The organism is Nonomuraea sp. NPDC005650, assembly GCF_040605375.1.
In the GTDB taxonomy this organism is placed as follows: domain Bacteria; phylum Actinomycetota; class Actinomycetes; order Streptosporangiales; family Streptosporangiaceae; genus Nonomuraea.
This window is the reverse complement of the sequence record NZ_JBEXCR010000022.1, coordinates 13,181-30,237: the sequence shown is the minus strand read 5'-3', so window position 1 is coordinate 30,237 and position 17,057 is coordinate 13,181. Positions and strand designations below refer to the sequence as shown.

Here is a 17,057-nt window from a genome sequence, read left to right as displayed (position 1 = left end):
GTCGCGGGAGAGTGTCGGCGACTGTCGCGACACCTGTCGCATGCCACCGACCTGTACCTCCCTCACGATCACCCCGGGCCCCTGTCGCGACACTCACACCCCGGCAGGCTCCCCAGAGAGCACGTCCGCGCGGATGATTCGGTAGCAGCGCTTCGCGTCGTCCCGCTCGATCACACCCTCGTCGGCGAGGATCGCCAACTGGTCGTTGAGCCAGCCGCGCGAGCTGTACCCGGTCCGCTCCTTCACCTCCTTCAGATCCTTCACCGCGAACTCCAGCCGCTCCTCGCGCACCCACGCGCGCAGCTGGTCGAGCAGCACGCCGCGCGCCTCACCGGCCTCCATCCGCGGGCCTTTCCGAGCCGGGAACTTGGCGTTGTCGGCCGCCTCGATCGGGTCGTCCATCCCTGCCGTCAGGTTGGGGCTCGGGTTCTCGGTCTTCACCAGGTCGCCCACGGGCGGCTCCTTCTCCTCTGGTGGGTCGTCGTCGAGTCCGGCCGCCGCGCCGGCGCCGAAGTTGGCGGCCACGATCTGCGTGAACTCGTCGACCTCCTTGGCGCTGGCCGGCCAGTCGGATGCGTGCGCCCGCATGCGGGCGTTAGCTTCCTGGTCGTCCTCGCCCCAGTCCCAGGTGCGGAGCGCCATCGCGATCCGCTCGTCGGGGATGCTGGGCGCGTCCAGGTAGGCCATGCCGGGCTGCTTCTGCGCCCACCGCTCCGGTTTCGCGCCACGCTCCCGCTGCTCCGTCGACAGCCCGAACTTGGCGTCGCCCGGGGACTCCACCCCCAGGCACATCTTCGCCAGCTGGCCGCGCGCGAGGGTCGGCATCTGCGTGAAGTCCGACCGCTGCAAGCTCATGACCACGGTCCCGCCCGCCGACCTGATGGCCTTCACCATGGACAGGAAGTCCTCCAGCTCCTTCTCCGGGAGCGCGGCCAGGATGTCGGGCGCCTCCTCCAGCCACACCACCCAGTAGGTGAGGCCACACCCCTTCTTCCACTTCTGGAATCCGCGCTCGGCCAGCCATGCCGTGCGCGCTGGTATCTGGGCCTGGATGTCGCGCAGCATGGCCCGAACGCGCCCGATCTCGTACTCGACGCGGTGCAGGCCGGTTTCGAGCGGGCCGAGCGTCTGGTCGGCCTTGGTGACGTCAGCGCCGAACACGGCACAGTCGTAGCGGGTGATCAGCTCGGACAGGATGTTCCAGCAGGCGCCGATGCTTTTGCCGCTGCCGGACATCCCCATGATCTGCAGGTGGTAGCCGTGCAAGATCACCTCGACCAGGTCGAGGTCCTGCCACAGGCCGAGCCTGACCGGGTCCGCGACGCTCCCGCCCGGCCGGGACGCGCCCGGCCACGGGATCCGGTTCTTCAACACGCGCGGGTCGCTGATCGTCACCTTCGCTCTGGAGGCGTCGTCGGGGTCGATCGACACCGTGATGGACCCGGGCGGCAGCCGCATCCCAGACTCGACGTAGGCGGCCTTCTTCTGCAGGTCCTCGGCGACTGCGCGGCCTTCGTCGAGCTGCACGTCGCCCTCGACCTTGTGCTCGCCCGCCTTGGTGGTGGACGCCTGGGCGTCGATGCCGGCCTTCTCGGCGCCGCGGCCGAACAGCACCGCGAGCGGGTCTGCCAGGGCGGCCGCGGTGTCGACGCCCTTGCGCCTGAGCGTGCTGCGGATGTTCCAGGCGAGAGCGAACGCCACTCCGCCGATCAGGACGGCCCGGCCGGTGATGACCCCGGCCGGGCCGTTGATCGTGGCCGCGCACACCCACAGCCCTCCCGCGGCGGTCGTGAGAGTGGAGAAGAGCCTGCCGCCGGTGGAGCGGGCGTGCGACCACCACCAGGTGCCGCCGGCCAACGCCAGGGTGCAGACCACGAGCAGAAACATCGTCCACGCGATCGTCGCCGGGTCATCGGAGGCGAGAATCCAATAAAACGCCGACCCGAGCCCGAAGACCAAGGCGACCGCTATCCACGGCGGGACATAAACGAGGATGCGGGACGCCTCCCGAGCCCACAGCCGATCCCACGAGGTGTCCTGCAGCTCGGTGACATCCACCGTGCTGCCGGTGGGGGTGCGTCGCGCCATCACCAATCCCAGATCCGCGGCTTGTCCGGCTCCGGGCTGATCAGTTCGGAGAACTGCCGCCGATACTCCAGATTGAGCAGCACCGATTCGGTGGCCACCCAGCCGGCCATCTCCGACATGCGCTCCAACCGGGCGGCGACCTTCCCGGCGCGGCGCTTCACGTCGAACCCGAACTTGTACCAGGCGCCGTCGCCGAGCTCCTTGAGGATGCCGTACAGGTCTTCGGCCGCCGCCTCATACTCCTGGCTGAGGGCACGGTTGTGGTCGCGGGACGCCGCGGCGTACTTCGCGACGCTTTCGCTGCCGTCGAACTCGATCACATCGAGCCCGGCCGGCGTTTTGCGATGGCCAGCCATCACCACCACCGGCCCCGAACCTTGACGTAGCCGAACCGGTAGGCGGTCCGCGCCACGAGCCGCTGCCACCACACGGTGGCCGCGATCCCGGCCACGAACCCGACCGCCCCGGCCACCCAGACGGGGATGGCCGGGGTGCGCGCGGCCCACGCCCAGGCGGCGCCGAACACGAGCAGCACGGCCACGAACCCGGCCCACTCGGCTCGGCTGGCGCGGGCGCGTCGGCGGCCGTTCACAGGCCGACCTCCTCGCGCCAGCCGTTGACCGGCAGCTCGTAGACGAGCTCGGGCCGGGACGGCCCCGCCTCCTCGACCTCTTCGCGCTCCTCGATCGGCTGGTCGTCCTCGGCGGCGGGGGCCCGCTCGGCGTCCACCTCGTTCTGGATGCGCTCCGCCTCCCGTTCGGTGATCCCCCAGTGGGACGCCAGCGACCGGCGGCCAGCCCGACGACGGTCGGGGAGGAGGCTCTCCTCGTACTCCCACTGCGCCGCCTCGAACTGGTCTCGCGGCAGCACCCGCACCTCGCGTACCACCTCGACCGGCACCTCCACGGTCTGGTACACGACCCGCTCGGCCGGCTCGATGGGTTCCGGCTCGGAGGCTGCCTGGCCGGACCGTACGAGCCACATGAGCAGCTCGTAGGCGCCGACGAACGCGAGCGGCGCAAGGGCACTGAGCAGCCGGGACCCGGTGCCGCCGTCCCAGCCGTGCGCGACGTTCGCCGCCAAGGTGACCGCGCCGCCCAGGGCGAGGGCGACCCAGGCGAGGACCGGTACAGGCAGGCCGCGCCGGGAGCAGTACCCCATCACCAGGGAGGCCATGACGATGACGCCGTCGGACATGGCCGGGTAGAGGATCGCCATGTCGTGCCGCTCGCCCAACTGGATGGCGAGGGCGTAGAAGTGGTGGTACGACACGTACGCGGCAGCGGCGGCCACACCGAGCAGGACGACGATGGCGACGCCGCGGATGACCCGCCCGCCAGCTACGGGCGTCCCGGCGCGCGGCCAGGCGGGCTGGGCTGGTGCGGGCCGGGACATCTCGGACACGGCTGGCGCGATCGCGGGCGCGGCCGTAGTTTCTTGCATGGTTTAGGACTCCTAGTTGCATTAGGTGTCTTGAGCTGGAAGAACCCCCGTCCCGGGCTGCAACCTGGGGCGGGGGCCTTCTTCGCTTATGAGCTTCTTCGCCGGGCGACGATCTCAGCGGACGTCAAGCCGTGCTGGTGCTCGACGTACCATTTGCGGGCGTTGGCGGCGGCTCCCCCATCCCAGCCCGGGATGTCCAGCAGCCGGCCCGTCGTCGAGCTGTACGGCTGAGGCACTTCCGCCGGCCGCGCCTTGCACCGCCACGTGAGCTGACTCGGATCGTTGCCCATCGGCCAGATGGCGATATCGCCGCCATGCACCGGGACGGCGTCGAGCACATACTTGCCGCCGCCCAGGGCGCGGGCTTCGATGACGTTGATGCCGCATCGCCCGCAAGGCAGTGAGGCCAACCCGCTCATACAGCGCCGCCTGTCTGGGGCCACGACCACAGCTCCGCGTACACCATCCGTCCGCCCTGCCGGTCACGGCGCTCGCCGTACGCGTCCGACAACGCAGACACGGTGGCCAGCGCGGTATCTGCGCGGTCGACGTCGTTGGGGAAGGACAACTCGAAGCGAAGCATGATCTTCGGCGTGTCTGTGAAGATCGTCGTCAGGTTCAGGTTGGAGAGCGGCGACGAGCGGGCGATCGCGGCGGCGAACAGCTCGTGCACGACCTGGCGGGCGTCGTCTCCGCGCCCCGGGATACGCGCGCTGACGATCGCCTCCGCGTAATCGGCGGCAGCACTGATGCTGCCTGGGTGAGCCAGGTAGTCCTGGGTCCACGTTGTCACGGCGCGGAATCACCACCAGATCAGAAAGAGGAGCTGTATATGCGGCTGTCTAGCCGCACGGTTAGCTTGCAAGCTGTATATGCAGCACGTCAAGCTGTACGGCGTGACCAATGTTGGAGATCAACCCCTGTACATGCGGATTGCGGCCGATCTGCGCACCCGCATTACTCGCGGCGACCTCGCCCCAGGCGACCGGCTGCCCGCCCGTCAGGAGCTCGCCGCCGAGTACGGTGTCGCACCCGGCGTCATCACCGAGGCGACGAAACTCCTCGTACGCGAAGGGCTCCTGGTATCCCGGCCCGGAGCCGGGATGTTCGTCAGGCAACGACGCCAACGCCGGTCGCTCGTGCGGTCCTGGTTCCGCGAACGTCAGGCCGGGAGCCCGTTCGCCCAGCAGATGGAGGAGCAGGGCAGGCGAGGTTCCTGGGAGTGGAGCTCGGACACGATGCAGGCGCCCCCGGACGTGCGGGAGCGGCTCGGTCTGGCCGACCCGGACGGCGACCGCCACGACGTCATGCGCACCATCTACACGTTCGCGTCCGCCGACGACGACCAGCCATGGATGCTCTCCACCAGCTGGGAGCCGCTCGCGCTCACGAAGGGCACGCTGATCGCGTTTCCCGAGGGCGGCCCGCATGCGGGCAAGGGCGTCACCCACCGTATGGCCGCCATCAGCGTCCAGGTGGACGCCTGGGATGAGGAGGTGTGGGCGCGGGCTGCGGCCCGCGATGAGGCGAGGCAGTTGGGCATCGGCGCCGGCAGCATCGTGCTGGTGGTCGAGCGGGCGTATTTCGCTGGCGAGCAGGTGGTGGAGGTGGCAGACATCATCGTCCCGGCCGACAGCACGAAGCTGGTCTATAACGGGCCGGTCGGCGACAGCTGAGCGGCCGGCGCGGGTGGCGCCGCACCGACCGCGGCCAGCCTCCTACCCGCACCCAAGGGTTCTTATGCACGCTTGTGCATGCTGCAGCACGCTGAAGCGTGCTTGTGGCGGCTGAAGAGGGCTCAAGCATGATCATCTACGCTGCTGCACGTGATCGAGTTCCGGAACGGCGAACCGCAATGGCGGAAAGACATGGTGGTTTGGCGCCAGCTTTCCAACGAAATCCGGAAACGCATTCGTGAAGGCAAATACAGGCCCGGCCACATGCTTACCCAAAACACTATTTCCCAGGAATTCGGGGTTGCGCCGAATACGGTGCGGAAAGCGTTCACGGATTTGCGCGAGCAGGGGCTGATATATACGCGACTCCGTCTCGGCTCTTTCGTTGGCCCCGAGCCTGAAGACGAGGACTAGCGACGCTCGAAACCCTCGCCAGTGCGGTGCTGGGCGAGGGTTCTCGGTGTCTGACCTGCGGATTCCTTGATCGCTGTTTAGCGTTCTGATTCGGCGCGTACGCTGCTTATGCCGGACCTGGTCAAACGGCTTGTCGTACGCTGCTATACGGTATTTAATCCGTAGTCAGATGCTCTATCCATTGAGCTACGGCCGCTTGCTGCGTAAGCAAGCATAGCGGGTTTTGGGGAGTGCCTCGAACCAGATACGGCAATCATGGGCTGCCTGCACCCGCTCCCCCGACCGGCACGGCCCGCGAGGGGCCGGGTGCGGCGCGTCGGGGTGGAGGGTGATCTCGGTGGTTGTCCCCAAGGTGGTGGTACATCGAAGGGTGTATCCACAGGCGGGCCCCGCGTAGGAGGGAACGGGGCGTGTGGGGTGGTGAGATGGGGACATGAATCGGGTGGCGTTGGGGGCCGGGGTGGCCTTTGCGATGGGTGTGGTGCTCATCGCGGGTGGGGCCGCGCTCCAGCGGGGTGTGCCCATCTGGCTGTTGTGCGTGCCGCTCGCCATCACCTGTGCCGGGGTGCTGGTGCGGCAGCGGGCGCCCCTTGCCTCGCTGGGGCTGGGGGTTGTGGCGATCACGATCGACGCGTTCGTGGGGCCTTCGCTGGCGACGGTTCTGATTTTTACTGACAACCTCTATGCTGCGGCGCTTTATGGGCCGGCTCGGTTCGCTCGGTGGTTGCTGGGGATCACTGCCGTGCTGGCGGTGGCGGCCGGGGCTGTGGCCGGGTTCCTTGCCGCGGATTGGCGGCTGCTGGCCGTCATGGGAGTGCAGGCGGGGCTGGTGCTGGTGACGCCCGTCACCACGGCGCTGGTGTTGCGGGAGCATCGGGATCGGGCGGCGGCGGAGCGGGAGCGGGCCGAGCAGGTGGCTCATCTGGCCGAGCTCGACCGGCAGGCGGCTGTCGCGGCGGAGCGTACGCGGATGGCTCGCGAGCTGCACGACATGATCGCGAACCATTTCAGCGCCATCGCCATCCAGTCCACCGCCGCGCTCTCGCGTAAGGATCTCGATCGGGAGACCGTTCGGAAGGTCATGGAGTCCGTACGGGAGAACAGCGTGAAAGGGCTGGCCGAGATGCGGACGATGATCGGGCTGCTGCGGCAGGAGGGCGATGATCCCGCTGAGGCCATGCGGCCGCGGCTGGCCGATGCGGAGACGTTGGTCGAGAGGGTCACGCGGGCCGGGTTGGTCGCCGAGTTGCGGGTCGAGGGGGAGCCTCGGGAGCTGTCCGCACCTGTTGATCTTGCTGGGTATCGGATTCTGCAGGAGGCGCTCACCAACGCGCTCAAGCACGGGGAATCACCCGTCCAGATCGTCATTTCGTACGAGGTCGGGCGGGTTCTGTTGGTCGTCGAGAACGCGGTCGGCGGGCGGGGGGCGCGGCTGCCTGGTGCTGGGGCAGGGTTGATCGGGATGCGGGAGCGGGTCTTGTTGGTCGGCGGTTCGTTTGAGGCCGGGGCTTTGGAAGGCGGTGAGCTGTGGCGGGTGTCGGCCGAGTTGCCCACCGGTGATGAGCAGGCGGGGCCGTACGCGATCGTTCTGGGTTTTGGGTCCAGTGAAAGGGAGTCCGGGGTTGAGGCGCGGTCCGAGGGGGCGCGGTGACCATCAGGGTGCTGGTGGCCGACGATCACGCGGCGGTGCGGGTGGGGATCGTGCTGATTCTGGACGGGGCCGAGGACATCGAGGTCGTCGGTGAGGCGGCGGACGGGGAGCAGGCCGTGGCCATGGCCCGGGAGGCACGCCCCGACGTGGTGTTGATGGACGTGCGGATGCCGCGGCTCGACGGCATCTCGGCCACCCGGGAGCTGGCGGGGGTCTGCGATGTGCTGATCCTGACCACGTTCGATCTCGACGAGTACGTCTTCGGGGCGCTGCGGGCGGGAGCCGCCGGGTTCCTGCTGAAGAACACGGACGCCGAATCGCTGGTCGAGGCCGTGCGGCTGGTGGCGCGAGGGGATGGGCTGATCTCGCCCGGGGTCACGCGGAAGCTGATCGCGGCGTTCGCCGGGCAGGCGCCGCGGCGGGAGCCGGTGGCCGATCCGGGGAGTTTGACGCCTCGGGAGCGGGAGGTGCTGGCCTGCATCGGGCGGGGGCTGTCGAACGCCGAGATCGCGAGAGAGCTGGACATGGCGGAGGCGACGACGAAGACGCATGTCAGCCGGGTGCTGAACAAGCTGGGGCTGAAGAGCCGGGTGCAGGCGGCGATTTACTACTCGGGAGAAGGGGCGTAGAGGCTTAATCTGGGCGTTGTGAGCATGCCCCCGCTTCCGCCCCCGGAGCAGCCCGGAGAGCCCACCCCGCCTTCGGGGGAAGGGTCATCCGACGGGCGGGAGGGTTGGGTACCCCCATCGCAGCCCCCGTCGCAGCCCCCATCGTTGCCCCCATCGTTGCCCCCGTCGTCGTCCCCGTCGTCGGCGCCGTCTCCGGGTGGCGGATCCGGGCAACCGCCGTACGGGCCACCGCCGCCTCCGCCGTACCCGAGCGGTCCCGGGCAACCGCCCCACGGACAGCCTCCGTACGGTCAGCCGCCCCACGGGCAGCCCCCGTACGGGCAGCCCCAGTACGGGCCGCCCCAGTACGGGCCGCCGCCCTATCCACAGGGGGCGCCGGTGACTGGGGGTACGTCAACGGGGGTGTTCGTCGCGTTGGCGTTCGCCGGCGTGGCCGTCTACAGCGTTTTCAACATCGTCATCGGGCTGCTCGTCTTCGTCGCCGCCTTCGGCACATCTGACAGCGCCACCACCCCATACCTGGTGGTCGGCGCGATCGCGCTCGCCCTCATCGGCCTGGGCGCCGGTGCAGGGCTGCAGTTCGTACACAAGCCGTGGACCAAAGGCATAGGCCTCGGCCTGATGATCGGATGGGCGCTCTGGTCCATCGTGACCGCCGGGTTCTGCACGGGCCTCAACCCCGGCCTGTACACCTGACATGCCCTACCACGAGATATTCGTCGGCCTGGGCGTGCTCGTGGCCTCCGTCGTGTTCGTACGGGAGGCGCGGCGGAGGGGCGCGCTCAACGAGCAGTCGTTGACCGCCGTCGCCGGCGCGCTGGTCGGGGGAGCCATCGGGATGCGGCTGGCGGGCTGGCTGGAGACGCTGGATCTCAAGGACCTCTGGCTGTACGGCTCCCGCAGCATCCTCGGCGGCCTGACCGGCGCGTACGTGGGCGTGCTGCTGGCCAAGAAGATCATCGGCTACAAGGAGCGGACGGGCGATCTGTTCGCCCCGGCCGTCGCGCTGGGCATGGCGGTCGGCCGGATCGGCTGCCATCTGACCGAGGCGCCGGGCAGGCCGACCGATCTGCCGTGGGGAGTGCACGCGCCCCCGACCACTCCCGAGTGCCCCGGCTGCCTCACCGGGCAGGCCATGCACCCGTCGTTCATCTACGAGATCATCTTCCAGCTCGCCGCCTTCGCCGCGCTCCAGTGGGCGCGCAAGCGGCTCACCCAGCCGGGCGAGTTGTTCACGCTCTACCTCGCCGCGTACGCGGCCTTCCGCTTCCTCGTCGAGTTCACCAGGGCGAACGAGACGGTGTGGCTCGACCTGACCAGGCCCCAGTGGTTCCTCGTCCCGAGCCTGCTGCTGCTCGCCCTCAGGCTCGGGTACGGCTGGCGGCGCGGCTACTATGTTCCCCTTTTTCGAGCGAAGGTCGTGACATGAGTGCAGGCATGGGTTTGCGGGGCGACCGCATCCACAGGTACGTCAACGCGTTCTGCCCCCACTGCCACGGCCAGGACCTCGACGGGGTCGAACGGCTGAGCGGCTACCTCGCCGAACGCGACGGCAAGATCTGGCTGGAGCGCGGCTGCCGCGAACACGGCCTAATCAAGACGTTGTACGACGAAGACCCAGAAATCCTGAAATATCTCGAAGAGTGGACTGCCCCGACAAAGCAGCACGTACCCGATATTTCCGGGAACTTCCTCCCGATCCCCTCCGCCTACCTCCACGGTCTCCCCGAGATGCAGACCCAGCACACCTGCATCCTCCTGGAGGACATCGCCGAAGCCTGCAACCTCCGCTGCCCCACCTGCTTCGCCGACAGCTCACCCGACCTGACCGGCGTCGTCCCCGTCGCGGACATCCTCGCGAACGTCGACCAACGCCTCGAACGGGAGAACGGCAAGCTCGACGTCCTCATGCTGAGCGGCGGCGAGCCCACGCTCCACCCCGAGCTGAAAACCCTCCTCACCGAGCTCGAACGGCGCCCGGTCACCCGCATCCTGATCAACACCAACGGCGTCCTCGTAGCCAGGGACGACTCCCTCCTCGACCTGCTCACCGAGCACAGGGAGCGGGTGGAGGTCTACCTCCAGTACGACGGCCCGTCGGCGGAGTCCTCGAAGCATCACCGGGGCGGCGACCTGACCCGCATCAAGGCCCAGGCCGTGAGCAGGCTGTCCGAGCGGGAGATCTTCACGACCCTCGTCATGACCGTCGCGCTGGGCGTCAACGACGGTGAGATCGGCGACGTCGTACGCCTCGCCCTCGACGCGCCGTACGTGGGAGGCGTGTCGATCCAACCCCAGTTCGGGTCCGGCCGGTCGGGCGCCATCGACCCCATGGACCGGCTCACCCACACCGGCGTGCTCAAGCGCCTCGGCCCGCAGACCGACGGCCTCGTGACCTGGCGCGACCTGACCGCCCTGCCCTGTTCCCACCCCCACTGCTGCTCGGTCGGCTACCTCCTGCGCGACGACTCGAGAAGGTGGCGCTCGCTCACCGCGCTGATCGGCCACGACCGCCTCAAGCAGAACCTGGGCCTGGTCTCCAACCGCATCGCCGACACCGAGCTGCCGCGCGAGCTGCGCCTTGCCGTACAGGAGTCGCTGCTCGGCCTGCTGTCGGAGCAGTCGTCACTGTCGCACCCGCAGATCGGCGACCTGTGGCAGACCATCAGCGAGAACTGCGACCTCGGCATCTCCACGCTGCTCGCCCTGACCGTCAGGCGGAAGAAGCTGCGCAGGATGCTGGGGGAGCGGGTGGTCCGGATCACGATCAAGCCGTTCATGGACATCTCGACCATGATCGAGGAACGGCTCGCGCAGTGCTGCGTGCACGTGGGGACGCGGGCCGAGCAGGACCAGTGCGCGCCGTTCTGCGCCGTGCAGGCCTGGCCCCAGCTCTCGCGGCAGCGCCTGTCGGCGGTGGCGGCCCGGCCGCGCGGCCCGTTCGAGGCGGCCCTGTAGGGGAGTCACCGGGGGATGGCCGCCGTGTTCAGAACGATGTACTCCTTGGCGTCCTGCACTCTCGCCGCGGTGAACCAGAAGGGCGTGGTCGACGGCGAAGACGAGTATCCGTATCCGACCGAACCGTCCCCCGCGGCGAACGGCCTCTCCCCGAGCTTGGCCATCGTCCCGGTCGCGAAGTCGTACACGATGTTCAGCGGCACCCCCCGCTTCATCGGCTCATCCAGCACGCTGAAGATCGCATAACGGTCGCCCAGCAGCCCAAGCCTGACGTTTCCGATCGGCCGCAGCTGCTGGGGCAGCACCTGCCGCTCGGACCCGTCCACGCGCTGTACGATCGCGCGCCGCTCCTGCGCTCCGACGCACCACTCCGGATGGCACTGCATCGACCGCACTCCGTCGGGCAGGGAGACCTCGGTCGACTCGCCGGTCTCCAGGTTGACGATCTGGTTCTGGCCCGCGGCCCAGGGCCAGTAGGTCAACTGGAGCCCGTCGGTGCCGGGCAGCCGCTGAGGGGCCCCGCCGGTCACGGGCATGCGGTAGACGCCGCCTCCTCCTCTGACCGACCACACGAGGGTGTCTCCCGGGATCCCGACCGACTGGACATCCTGCACGATCTCGCCGACGCGCCTGGCCACGCCGCCCGCTCGGGGCATGATCCAGAAATTTACCGGCCCACCGGCGAGCGGGCCCGTGTACCAGGCGATGTATTGCGTTCCCACCGCCACGTATCGCAGATCCTGGGCCTCGGGGATGGAACCCAGGATCCGGATCGCGCCGCGCGCCGAGTCGTACACCTCCAGCCGCCGGTCCTTCTTGGACTTCGCCAGCAGCAGCACCTCGGTCGCGCTCATGCTGGTCGCCACCTGCGTTCGCCAGCCCTCGGAGTCGTAGGCGGGCACTTTGACCACGGCACTCGGCCACAACTCGGCGGCCGACTTGATCGAGTCCCAGCCGTGCAGGACCGTCGCGGGCTCGGCCCGGCGGCCGTCGCCGACGCGTGAGACGACCGCCGCCGTACCCGCCACGACCGCCACCACCGCCGCGGCGGCGAGCACCACCCGCACGCGCTTCCTGGTACGCCGGGCGCGGCGCCGGCGGGCCACGCCGTCCGCCAGATCACGGCCTTCGACCTGGACGGCGGCCGTCCGCAGGGTACGGACCAGGTCCCGCTCGTCCCTCACCGCGTCATCACGCCTTCCCGAGGCCCCGCTCATCGCGTCTCCTGCAGCACTCGCTTGATCCGGAGCTTGTCCAGGGCGCGGGCCGCCTGGCTGCGCACGGTTCCGCGGGAGACGCCGAGGATCTCGGCGATCTCTATGTCCGAGAGGTCCTCGTAGTACCGGAGCACGAGTACGGCCCGCTGCTTGCGGGGCAGCTCCTGGAGGTCGGCCCAGAGGTCGGCGTCGCCGTACCGGTCGAGCTCGCCGCGCTCGGGGACGTCGGCCACCAGGTCCTCCCGGTGCCGCCGGCGCCACGACCTGATGTGGAGCCTGACCATGGTCGTGCGGACGTACCCCTCGGGGTCGTGTTTCTTGCGCACGCGGGGCCAGGCGTCACCCAGCCGGGCCAGGGCCTCCTGTACGAGATCGGCCGCGTCCTCGGCATTTCCGGCCAGCACGAAGCCGTACCGGAGCAGCGCGTCGCCCCGGGCTCGGACGAACTCGTCGAAATCCTCCACGAACCCAGGGATCACATGGGACGCGCTTCTGTTGCAAACCTACTCGGCGGGAACGTACAGGCTCAGCGTCTCGGCGATGCAGGCGGGCCGCTTCTCGCCCTCGATCTCGATCGTCATCTTCAGGTTGGACAGGTAGCCGGCCGGGGTGCCCTTGACGTCCGTCAGCTCGCCCACGGCCCTGATCCGGGCGCCGACCAGGATCGGCCGGGGGAAACGGACCTTGTTGAGGCCGTAGTTCACACCCATGGCGATGCCCTCGACCTTGACCATCGAGAACATGAACGACGGCAGCAGCGACAGGCTGAGGTAGCCGTGGGCGATCGTGCCCCCGAACGGCCCCTCCTTGGCCCGATCCACGTCGACGTGGATCCACTGATGGTCGTCGGTGGCGTCGGCGAAGAGGTTGACCTGGTCCTGGGTGACGGTGCGCCACTCGGTCGGACCGAACGTCTCGCCGACGGCCGCCTTGAGCTCCTGAACATTCGCGAAGGTCCGCATGGATCCGAACGCTATTGCGCGGGCGGGACGGCTGCCAAGTTCGGCGCCCCGGCGACCCGTTGCGAAGATCTTTACTCGAAACCATCGCATAGGTGTTCGAGTCCGCGCTACAGTTCTAGGTACCGCAATCGAACAAGGGTTCGGCCTGGTGAGAGGGGGTGTGTCCGATGACGGTGCTGGCGACCGCCCCTGCTCGGACACGCCGTAGCACTTTCTTCCCAAATCTAAGACGGCCGCTATATCCGGCAATAAAGTCCGAGAGCGTGGACCCTGTGCGAAACCCCTACGCTCCCGGAGCCGGGCAGCGTCCGCCGGAGCTGGCCGGGCGTGACCGAGAGCTGCAGCAGTTCGAGGTCGTGCTGGAGCGGGTGGCCCGCGGCCGTCCCGAGCGCAGCATGGTCGTCACCGGCCTGCGGGGAGTGGGCAAGACCGTTCTGCTCAACACGTTCAAGTCCATGGCCATGCAGCGGCTGTGGGGCACGGGCAAGATCGAGGCCCGGCCCGACCAGTCGATCCGGCGTCCCGTGGCGGCCGCCCTGCACATGGCCATCCGGGAGCTGGCGCCGCGCCACCGCGCCCCCGAGCGCATCGAGGAGTTCCTCGGCGTGCTCAAGGCGTTCGCCATGCGCGATCCGGCGGCGGCCAAGGGCACCTCCCACTGGTCGCCCGGGATCGAGGTGCCTGCCAGCCGCGGGCGCGCCGACTCCGGCGACCTGGAGATCGACCTCACCGAGCTGTTCGTCGACGCCGCGAGCGTGGCCACCGACCTGGCCGTGGGCATCGCGCTCTTCATCGACGAGATGCAGGACGTCCCGGCCGCCGACGTCTCCGCGCTCTGCGCCGCCTGCCACGAGCTGTCCCAGACGGGCGGGCCGCTGATCGTGGTGGGGGCCGGGCTGCCGCACCTGCCGAGCGTGCTGTCGGCCAGCAAGAGCTATTCCGAGCGGCTCTTCCGCTACGCGCGCATCGACAAGCTCGACCGCGATGCGGCCGATCTCGCGCTGATCCTGCCGGCGAGGGAGGAAGAGGTGGAGTTCACCCAGGAGGCCCTCGACGCCCTCTACGAGGCGGCCGACGGCTACCCCTACTTCGTGCAGGCGTACGGCAAGGTCGCCTGGGACCTGGCGCCGCGCAGCCCGATCACCATCGAAGACGTCAAGGTCTCCGCGCCGGAGGCCGAGGAGGAGCTCGCGGTCGGGTTCTTCGGCAGCCGCTACGAGCGCGCCACCCCGGCCGAGCGCGACTACATGCACGCCATGGCGCAGATCGGCGACGAGCCGGTCGCCACCGCGGAGGTGGCCGACGCCCTCGGGCGAAAGCCGTCCAGCCTCTCGCCCGCCCGCGACAGCCTCATCAAGAAAGGGCTCATCTACAGCGCCGAGCGCGGCCTGATCGCGTTCACGGTGCCGCACTTCGGGAAGTTCCTGCGCGCTCAGCCGATCTGAGCGACGCCCCTAGACCTCTATTGGGCTGTCTAGTGGGGAAGCTAGACAGCCCAATAGAGCTATATCGCCATGCCTGTCGAGCGGAATCTACGGCTTTCTAGCGTCAGGCCGATACTGGCGTATATTCCGGCAGAGACCCGTGGTCCGCCGTGCCGATCACGGCCATCCGCACCGCCGGGCGCCGGCCGCTGAGGTAGACGGCGAAGACCACGTCGTCCGCGTCGTGGTTCCGGAAGGCGAAGAAGCGCCAGCACAGCTCGCGCCAGGTGTCGTACGGCTCGGTCGAGGTCAGCTCGCCCGCGTGGGCCCGCCAGGTGCCGCTCGACCTGAGCCTGGCCAGCGTGACCGACTCGGCGGGGCCGCGGCGCTGCTCGCAGGGGGCGCGGAACCGTACGCGGTCGATCAGCTCCTCGATCTCCGGGGAGAGCAGCGCGAGCACGGCCACCCCCGCGACCGTCAGCCACGACGGGTGGATCACGGCCGCCCACCCCGGCGCCGGTGCCCACACCGACAGCCCGGCCATCCCGGTCAGGGCGACCGTCCGGCCGACCGAACGCAACCCGACCGGTGCCGAGCTCACCTCGCCGAAGCAGCCGCAGCCCGCGTCCGGCCGGCGCCTGCGCAGCTCCAGCAGCACGTACGTGGACAGGGCGAAGAAGGCGACCGTGCCCCACCGGAAGAACGGATGCGTCGTGACCAGCAGCCCGACCGCCAGGAACAGCTCGCCCGCCGCGCAGACCAGCAGCGCGATGCCCTGCATCCGCCCCGGCACCAGGACCGCGGGCCCCAGCCTGGACAGCGAGCCGGGCTCGCCTCCCGTGCGCACGGTGATCAACTTGGCCACCATGCCCAGGAGGAGCAGCCCGATCAGAAGCGGCAACTGCGATTCGACCACGTGCCCGTCACCCCAATCCGATCTGAGCGTTGAAGCAGCCTTTGACCAGGTCGCCCCCGAGCTCCACATAGGAGAACGGCGACAGCTCCACGACCCGCCCGCGCGGCGACGTGTCGCACTCGACGCACCGGTCGCAGAAGCGCCCCGCCACGCAACCGCACGCGACCACGGGGATGTTGGCGTTCCGCTGCGAGCACAGGTTCTTGACCTGGAGCAGCGACCCGAGGGCGAGATATGGCAGCCCGGTGCACGATACCCCGGCATCGGGGCAGCCGGCGTCGGAGCGCTCCAGCATCGGGTACGCGGCGCCGCGCTCTTCCTCGTCGAACGTGTCCGACCAGGTGGCGGGGCCCGAGATGCGGGACTGCTGCCCGGCGTACGCGGGCGGCGGGGCCGGCACCGCGCGGGCCGGGTACGGGGGCTGCGAGGTCGCCGGCAGCAGGGCCAGGCTCGCCCCCTCCTCCTGCCTGATCCCGATCGCGTCGAACAGGTAACCGGGCTCGAACATCGGATGCCGCACCTGCAGCCGCCCCGACGCCCGATAGGGGATGACGACCGTACGGTGGCCCCGGTGCGGCCCGCAGTCGAGCTCGACCGTCAGGTCTCTTCGTCCGCTGATCGACAGGATCGTCCCGGTGATGCGGGTGGTGTCGGCCCAGATGCGCTCCACCACGCGTCCGTCGCGCGTCCGCATGACGACCAGGGAACCCGCGGGCAGATCGGCGGGCGCGGCGTCCTTCCCGTGCCAGGCGGTGGCCCAGGGGGCGATCACGAGCCGCTCCTCGACGCCGCCGGGGGTCTCGATGATGATCAGATGCGGGCTGACGTCCAGGATCTCGCCGGCGACGGCGCGTAAAGGCTCCCCATTGTCCGGGTCAGGGCCGGGAACGCCGGATTCGCGACCGAGCGCGGCCGCGGCGAGCACCCGACGGCGCTCAACGCTCGGATACCCCATCGGCCCCTCCCTCGTCGGTACTAGAGTCACACGACTTGGGCGTGGCCCGCACCGGGGTGGCGCAGAGGGGATCAAAATACGCATCCCCGGGGAAGTGAGATGACACCCGGCGTCGTACAAACCGCCACCGACCTTGACCTACCTTTATCGTCGGCGGGCCGAAACCTGAATTCTGGTTCAGGCCCAATAGAGCATCCGGCTGCGATTCTGGCCACGATGCAGACCACCGGTTGGGAAGACGAGTTCCGCGAGTACGTCAGGGCGCGCGGTCCTGCTCTGCTGCGCGCGGCCCACCAACTCACCGGACACCCGCTGGACGCGGAGGATCTGCTGCAGAACGCGCTGACCAAGACATACCTGGCCTGGGACCGCATCGAGGACCGGGGGGCGCTCGACGGCTACGTGCGGCGGGCCATGGTGAACATCAACATCTCGCAGTGGCGGCGGCGCAGGCTGGAGGAGTATCCGTCGGACGATCTACCCGAGGTGTGCACTTCCGAGGAGCCGCACGGGGACGTGCACGAGCAGTTGGAGCAGGCTCTGGAGGAGCTGCCGGAGCGGATGCGGGCGGCGATCGTGCTGCGCTATTACGAGGACATGACCGAACCGGAGATCGCCAGGACGTTGGGGATCAGCGTGGGCACGGTCAAGAGCACGGTGTCACGGGCGATGGCCAAACTCAGAAACGCCCTGGGCCTCCCGCCCAACAGCCGGGAGGCATGAG

Annotated in this window: 20 protein-coding genes; 9 read left to right on the top strand and 11 right to left on the bottom strand. The window is 69.1% G+C overall.

Going from position 1 to position 17,057, the window contains the following annotated elements:
* Window positions 1–93: 93 nt before the first annotated feature.
* From ABZS69_RS34215 to ABZS69_RS34190, 6 genes are all read right to left on the bottom strand, one after another.
* Window positions 94–2,088 (bottom strand): hypothetical protein, encoded by a 1,995-nt coding sequence (locus ABZS69_RS34215; protein WP_355379512.1) that lies wholly within the window; start codon window positions 2,086–2,088, stop codon window positions 94–96.
* Entirely contained in the window at window positions 2,088–2,453 is a 366-nt protein-coding gene (locus tag ABZS69_RS34210) for a hypothetical protein (RefSeq protein WP_355379511.1), read from the bottom strand. The genes ABZS69_RS34215 and ABZS69_RS34210 overlap by 1 nt, the downstream gene beginning before the upstream one ends.
* Complete coding sequence (locus ABZS69_RS34205) at window positions 2,444–2,680, bottom strand: hypothetical protein (protein WP_355379510.1); 237 nt, start codon at window positions 2,678–2,680, stop codon at window positions 2,444–2,446. Before ABZS69_RS34205 ends, ABZS69_RS34210 begins: the two co-directional genes overlap by 10 nt.
* On the bottom strand, window positions 2,677–3,531 hold the full coding sequence (locus ABZS69_RS34200; RefSeq protein WP_355379509.1) for a DUF2637 domain-containing protein: 855 nt from the start codon (window positions 3,529–3,531) through the stop codon (window positions 2,677–2,679). The genes ABZS69_RS34205 and ABZS69_RS34200 overlap by 4 nt, the downstream gene beginning before the upstream one ends.
* Before the next feature lie 86 nt (window positions 3,532–3,617).
* On the bottom strand, window positions 3,618–3,950 hold the full coding sequence (locus tag ABZS69_RS34195) for a hypothetical protein (RefSeq protein ID WP_355379508.1): 333 nt from the start codon (window positions 3,948–3,950) through the stop codon (window positions 3,618–3,620).
* Window positions 3,947–4,324 carry a hypothetical protein gene (locus ABZS69_RS34190; protein WP_355379507.1) on the bottom strand — a complete coding sequence of 126 codons (378 nt, stop codon included), beginning with the start codon at window positions 4,322–4,324 and terminating at the stop codon, window positions 3,947–3,949. Before ABZS69_RS34190 ends, ABZS69_RS34195 begins: the two co-directional genes overlap by 4 nt.
* 133 nt (window positions 4,325–4,457) lie before the next feature.
* Here ABZS69_RS34190 and ABZS69_RS34185 point away from each other — a divergent pair, with 133 nt between their 5' ends.
* The 7 genes from ABZS69_RS34185 to ABZS69_RS34155 all read left to right on the top strand — a co-directional run bounded on the left by ABZS69_RS34185 (window position 4,458) and on the right by ABZS69_RS34155 (window position 10,859).
* Window positions 4,458–5,207, top strand: coding sequence for a GntR family transcriptional regulator (locus tag ABZS69_RS34185; RefSeq protein WP_355379506.1), 750 nt, complete (start codon window positions 4,458–4,460; stop codon window positions 5,205–5,207).
* 150 nt (window positions 5,208–5,357) lie between these two features.
* Window positions 5,358–5,621: a winged helix-turn-helix domain-containing protein gene (locus ABZS69_RS34180; protein WP_355379505.1), complete on the top strand. Its 264-nt coding sequence runs from the start codon at window positions 5,358–5,360 to the stop codon at window positions 5,619–5,621.
* 433 nt (window positions 5,622–6,054) lie between these two features.
* Window positions 6,055–7,272 (top strand): histidine kinase, encoded by a 1,218-nt coding sequence (locus ABZS69_RS34175; RefSeq protein WP_355379504.1) that lies wholly within the window; start codon window positions 6,055–6,057, stop codon window positions 7,270–7,272.
* Window positions 7,269–7,901, top strand: coding sequence for a response regulator transcription factor (locus ABZS69_RS34170; protein ID WP_355379503.1), 633 nt, complete (start codon window positions 7,269–7,271; stop codon window positions 7,899–7,901). The genes ABZS69_RS34175 and ABZS69_RS34170 overlap by 4 nt, the downstream gene beginning before the upstream one ends.
* A 402-nt stretch (window positions 7,902–8,303) precedes the next feature.
* The gene (locus ABZS69_RS34165; RefSeq protein WP_355379502.1) at window positions 8,304–8,597 is read left to right on the top strand and encodes a hypothetical protein; all 294 of its coding nucleotides are present in this window, start codon (window positions 8,304–8,306) and stop codon (window positions 8,595–8,597) included.
* 1 nt (window position 8,598) lies between these two features.
* Window positions 8,599–9,330 carry a prolipoprotein diacylglyceryl transferase family protein gene (locus ABZS69_RS34160; protein WP_355379500.1) on the top strand — a complete coding sequence of 244 codons (732 nt, stop codon included), beginning with the start codon at window positions 8,599–8,601 and terminating at the stop codon, window positions 9,328–9,330.
* A complete protein-coding gene (locus ABZS69_RS34155) occupies window positions 9,327–10,859 on the top strand; it encodes a radical SAM protein (protein ID WP_355379499.1) in 1,533 nt (510 codons plus the stop codon). Before ABZS69_RS34160 ends, ABZS69_RS34155 begins: the two co-directional genes overlap by 4 nt.
* A 5-nt stretch (window positions 10,860–10,864) precedes the next feature.
* Here ABZS69_RS34155 and ABZS69_RS34150 read toward each other — a convergent pair whose 3' ends face one another.
* Genes ABZS69_RS34150 through ABZS69_RS34140 form a run of 3 tightly spaced genes read right to left on the bottom strand, consistent with a single transcriptional unit; the run spans window position 10,865 to window position 13,038 of the window.
* Window positions 10,865–12,076 (bottom strand): hypothetical protein, encoded by a 1,212-nt coding sequence (locus tag ABZS69_RS34150; RefSeq protein ID WP_355379498.1) that lies wholly within the window; start codon window positions 12,074–12,076, stop codon window positions 10,865–10,867.
* Entirely contained in the window at window positions 12,073–12,540 is a 468-nt protein-coding gene (locus ABZS69_RS34145) for a SigE family RNA polymerase sigma factor (protein WP_355379497.1), read from the bottom strand. The genes ABZS69_RS34150 and ABZS69_RS34145 overlap by 4 nt, the downstream gene beginning before the upstream one ends.
* A 39-nt stretch (window positions 12,541–12,579) precedes the next feature.
* On the bottom strand, window positions 12,580–13,038 hold the full coding sequence (locus tag ABZS69_RS34140) for a MaoC family dehydratase (protein ID WP_355379496.1): 459 nt from the start codon (window positions 13,036–13,038) through the stop codon (window positions 12,580–12,582).
* Between the two features lie 263 nt (window positions 13,039–13,301).
* On the opposite strand from ABZS69_RS34140, the gene ABZS69_RS34135 reads away from it, so the two are divergent.
* Window positions 13,302–14,483, top strand: coding sequence for an ATP-binding protein (locus ABZS69_RS34135; protein ID WP_355379495.1), 1,182 nt, complete (start codon window positions 13,302–13,304; stop codon window positions 14,481–14,483).
* A 103-nt stretch (window positions 14,484–14,586) separates the two neighbouring features.
* Here the strand turns inward: ABZS69_RS34135 and ABZS69_RS34130 are convergent, their stop codons facing one another.
* Window positions 14,587–15,378, bottom strand: a complete 792-nt coding sequence (locus ABZS69_RS34130) for a MauE/DoxX family redox-associated membrane protein (protein ID WP_355379494.1) — start codon at window positions 15,376–15,378, stop codon at window positions 14,587–14,589.
* 7 nt (window positions 15,379–15,385) lie between these two features.
* On the bottom strand, window positions 15,386–16,333 hold the full coding sequence (locus tag ABZS69_RS34125) for a hypothetical protein (protein ID WP_355379493.1): 948 nt from the start codon (window positions 16,331–16,333) through the stop codon (window positions 15,386–15,388).
* A gap of 216 nt (window positions 16,334–16,549) precedes the next feature.
* Here ABZS69_RS34125 and ABZS69_RS34120 point away from each other — a divergent pair, with 216 nt between their 5' ends.
* Window positions 16,550–17,056, top strand: coding sequence for a SigE family RNA polymerase sigma factor (locus tag ABZS69_RS34120; RefSeq protein ID WP_355379492.1), 507 nt, complete (start codon window positions 16,550–16,552; stop codon window positions 17,054–17,056).
* Window position 17,057: the final 1 nt, after the last annotated feature.

Coding starts and splice junctions, on each gene's coding strand:
- ABZS69_RS34215 (WP_355379512.1), bottom strand. CDS start 2,088: ATGGCGCGACGCACCCCCACCGGCAGCACGGTGGATGTCACCGAGCTG.
- ABZS69_RS34200 (WP_355379509.1), bottom strand. CDS start 3,531: ATGCAAGAAACTACGGCCGCGCCCGCGATCGCGCCAGCCGTGTCCGAG.
- ABZS69_RS34195 (WP_355379508.1), bottom strand. CDS start 3,950: ATGAGCGGGTTGGCCTCACTGCCTTGCGGGCGATGCGGCATCAACGTC.
- ABZS69_RS34185 (WP_355379506.1), top strand. CDS start 4,458: ATGCGGATTGCGGCCGATCTGCGCACCCGCATTACTCGCGGCGACCTC.
- ABZS69_RS34175 (WP_355379504.1), top strand. CDS start 6,055: ATGAATCGGGTGGCGTTGGGGGCCGGGGTGGCCTTTGCGATGGGTGTG.
- ABZS69_RS34160 (WP_355379500.1), top strand. CDS start 8,599: ATGCCCTACCACGAGATATTCGTCGGCCTGGGCGTGCTCGTGGCCTCC.
- ABZS69_RS34155 (WP_355379499.1), top strand. CDS start 9,327: ATGAGTGCAGGCATGGGTTTGCGGGGCGACCGCATCCACAGGTACGTC.
- ABZS69_RS34150 (WP_355379498.1), bottom strand. CDS start 12,076: ATGAGCGGGGCCTCGGGAAGGCGTGATGACGCGGTGAGGGACGAGCGG.
- ABZS69_RS34140 (WP_355379496.1), bottom strand. CDS start 13,038: ATGCGGACCTTCGCGAATGTTCAGGAGCTCAAGGCGGCCGTCGGCGAG.
- ABZS69_RS34125 (WP_355379493.1), bottom strand. CDS start 16,333: ATGGGGTATCCGAGCGTTGAGCGCCGTCGGGTGCTCGCCGCGGCCGCG.
- ABZS69_RS34120 (WP_355379492.1), top strand. CDS start 16,550: ATGCAGACCACCGGTTGGGAAGACGAGTTCCGCGAGTACGTCAGGGCG.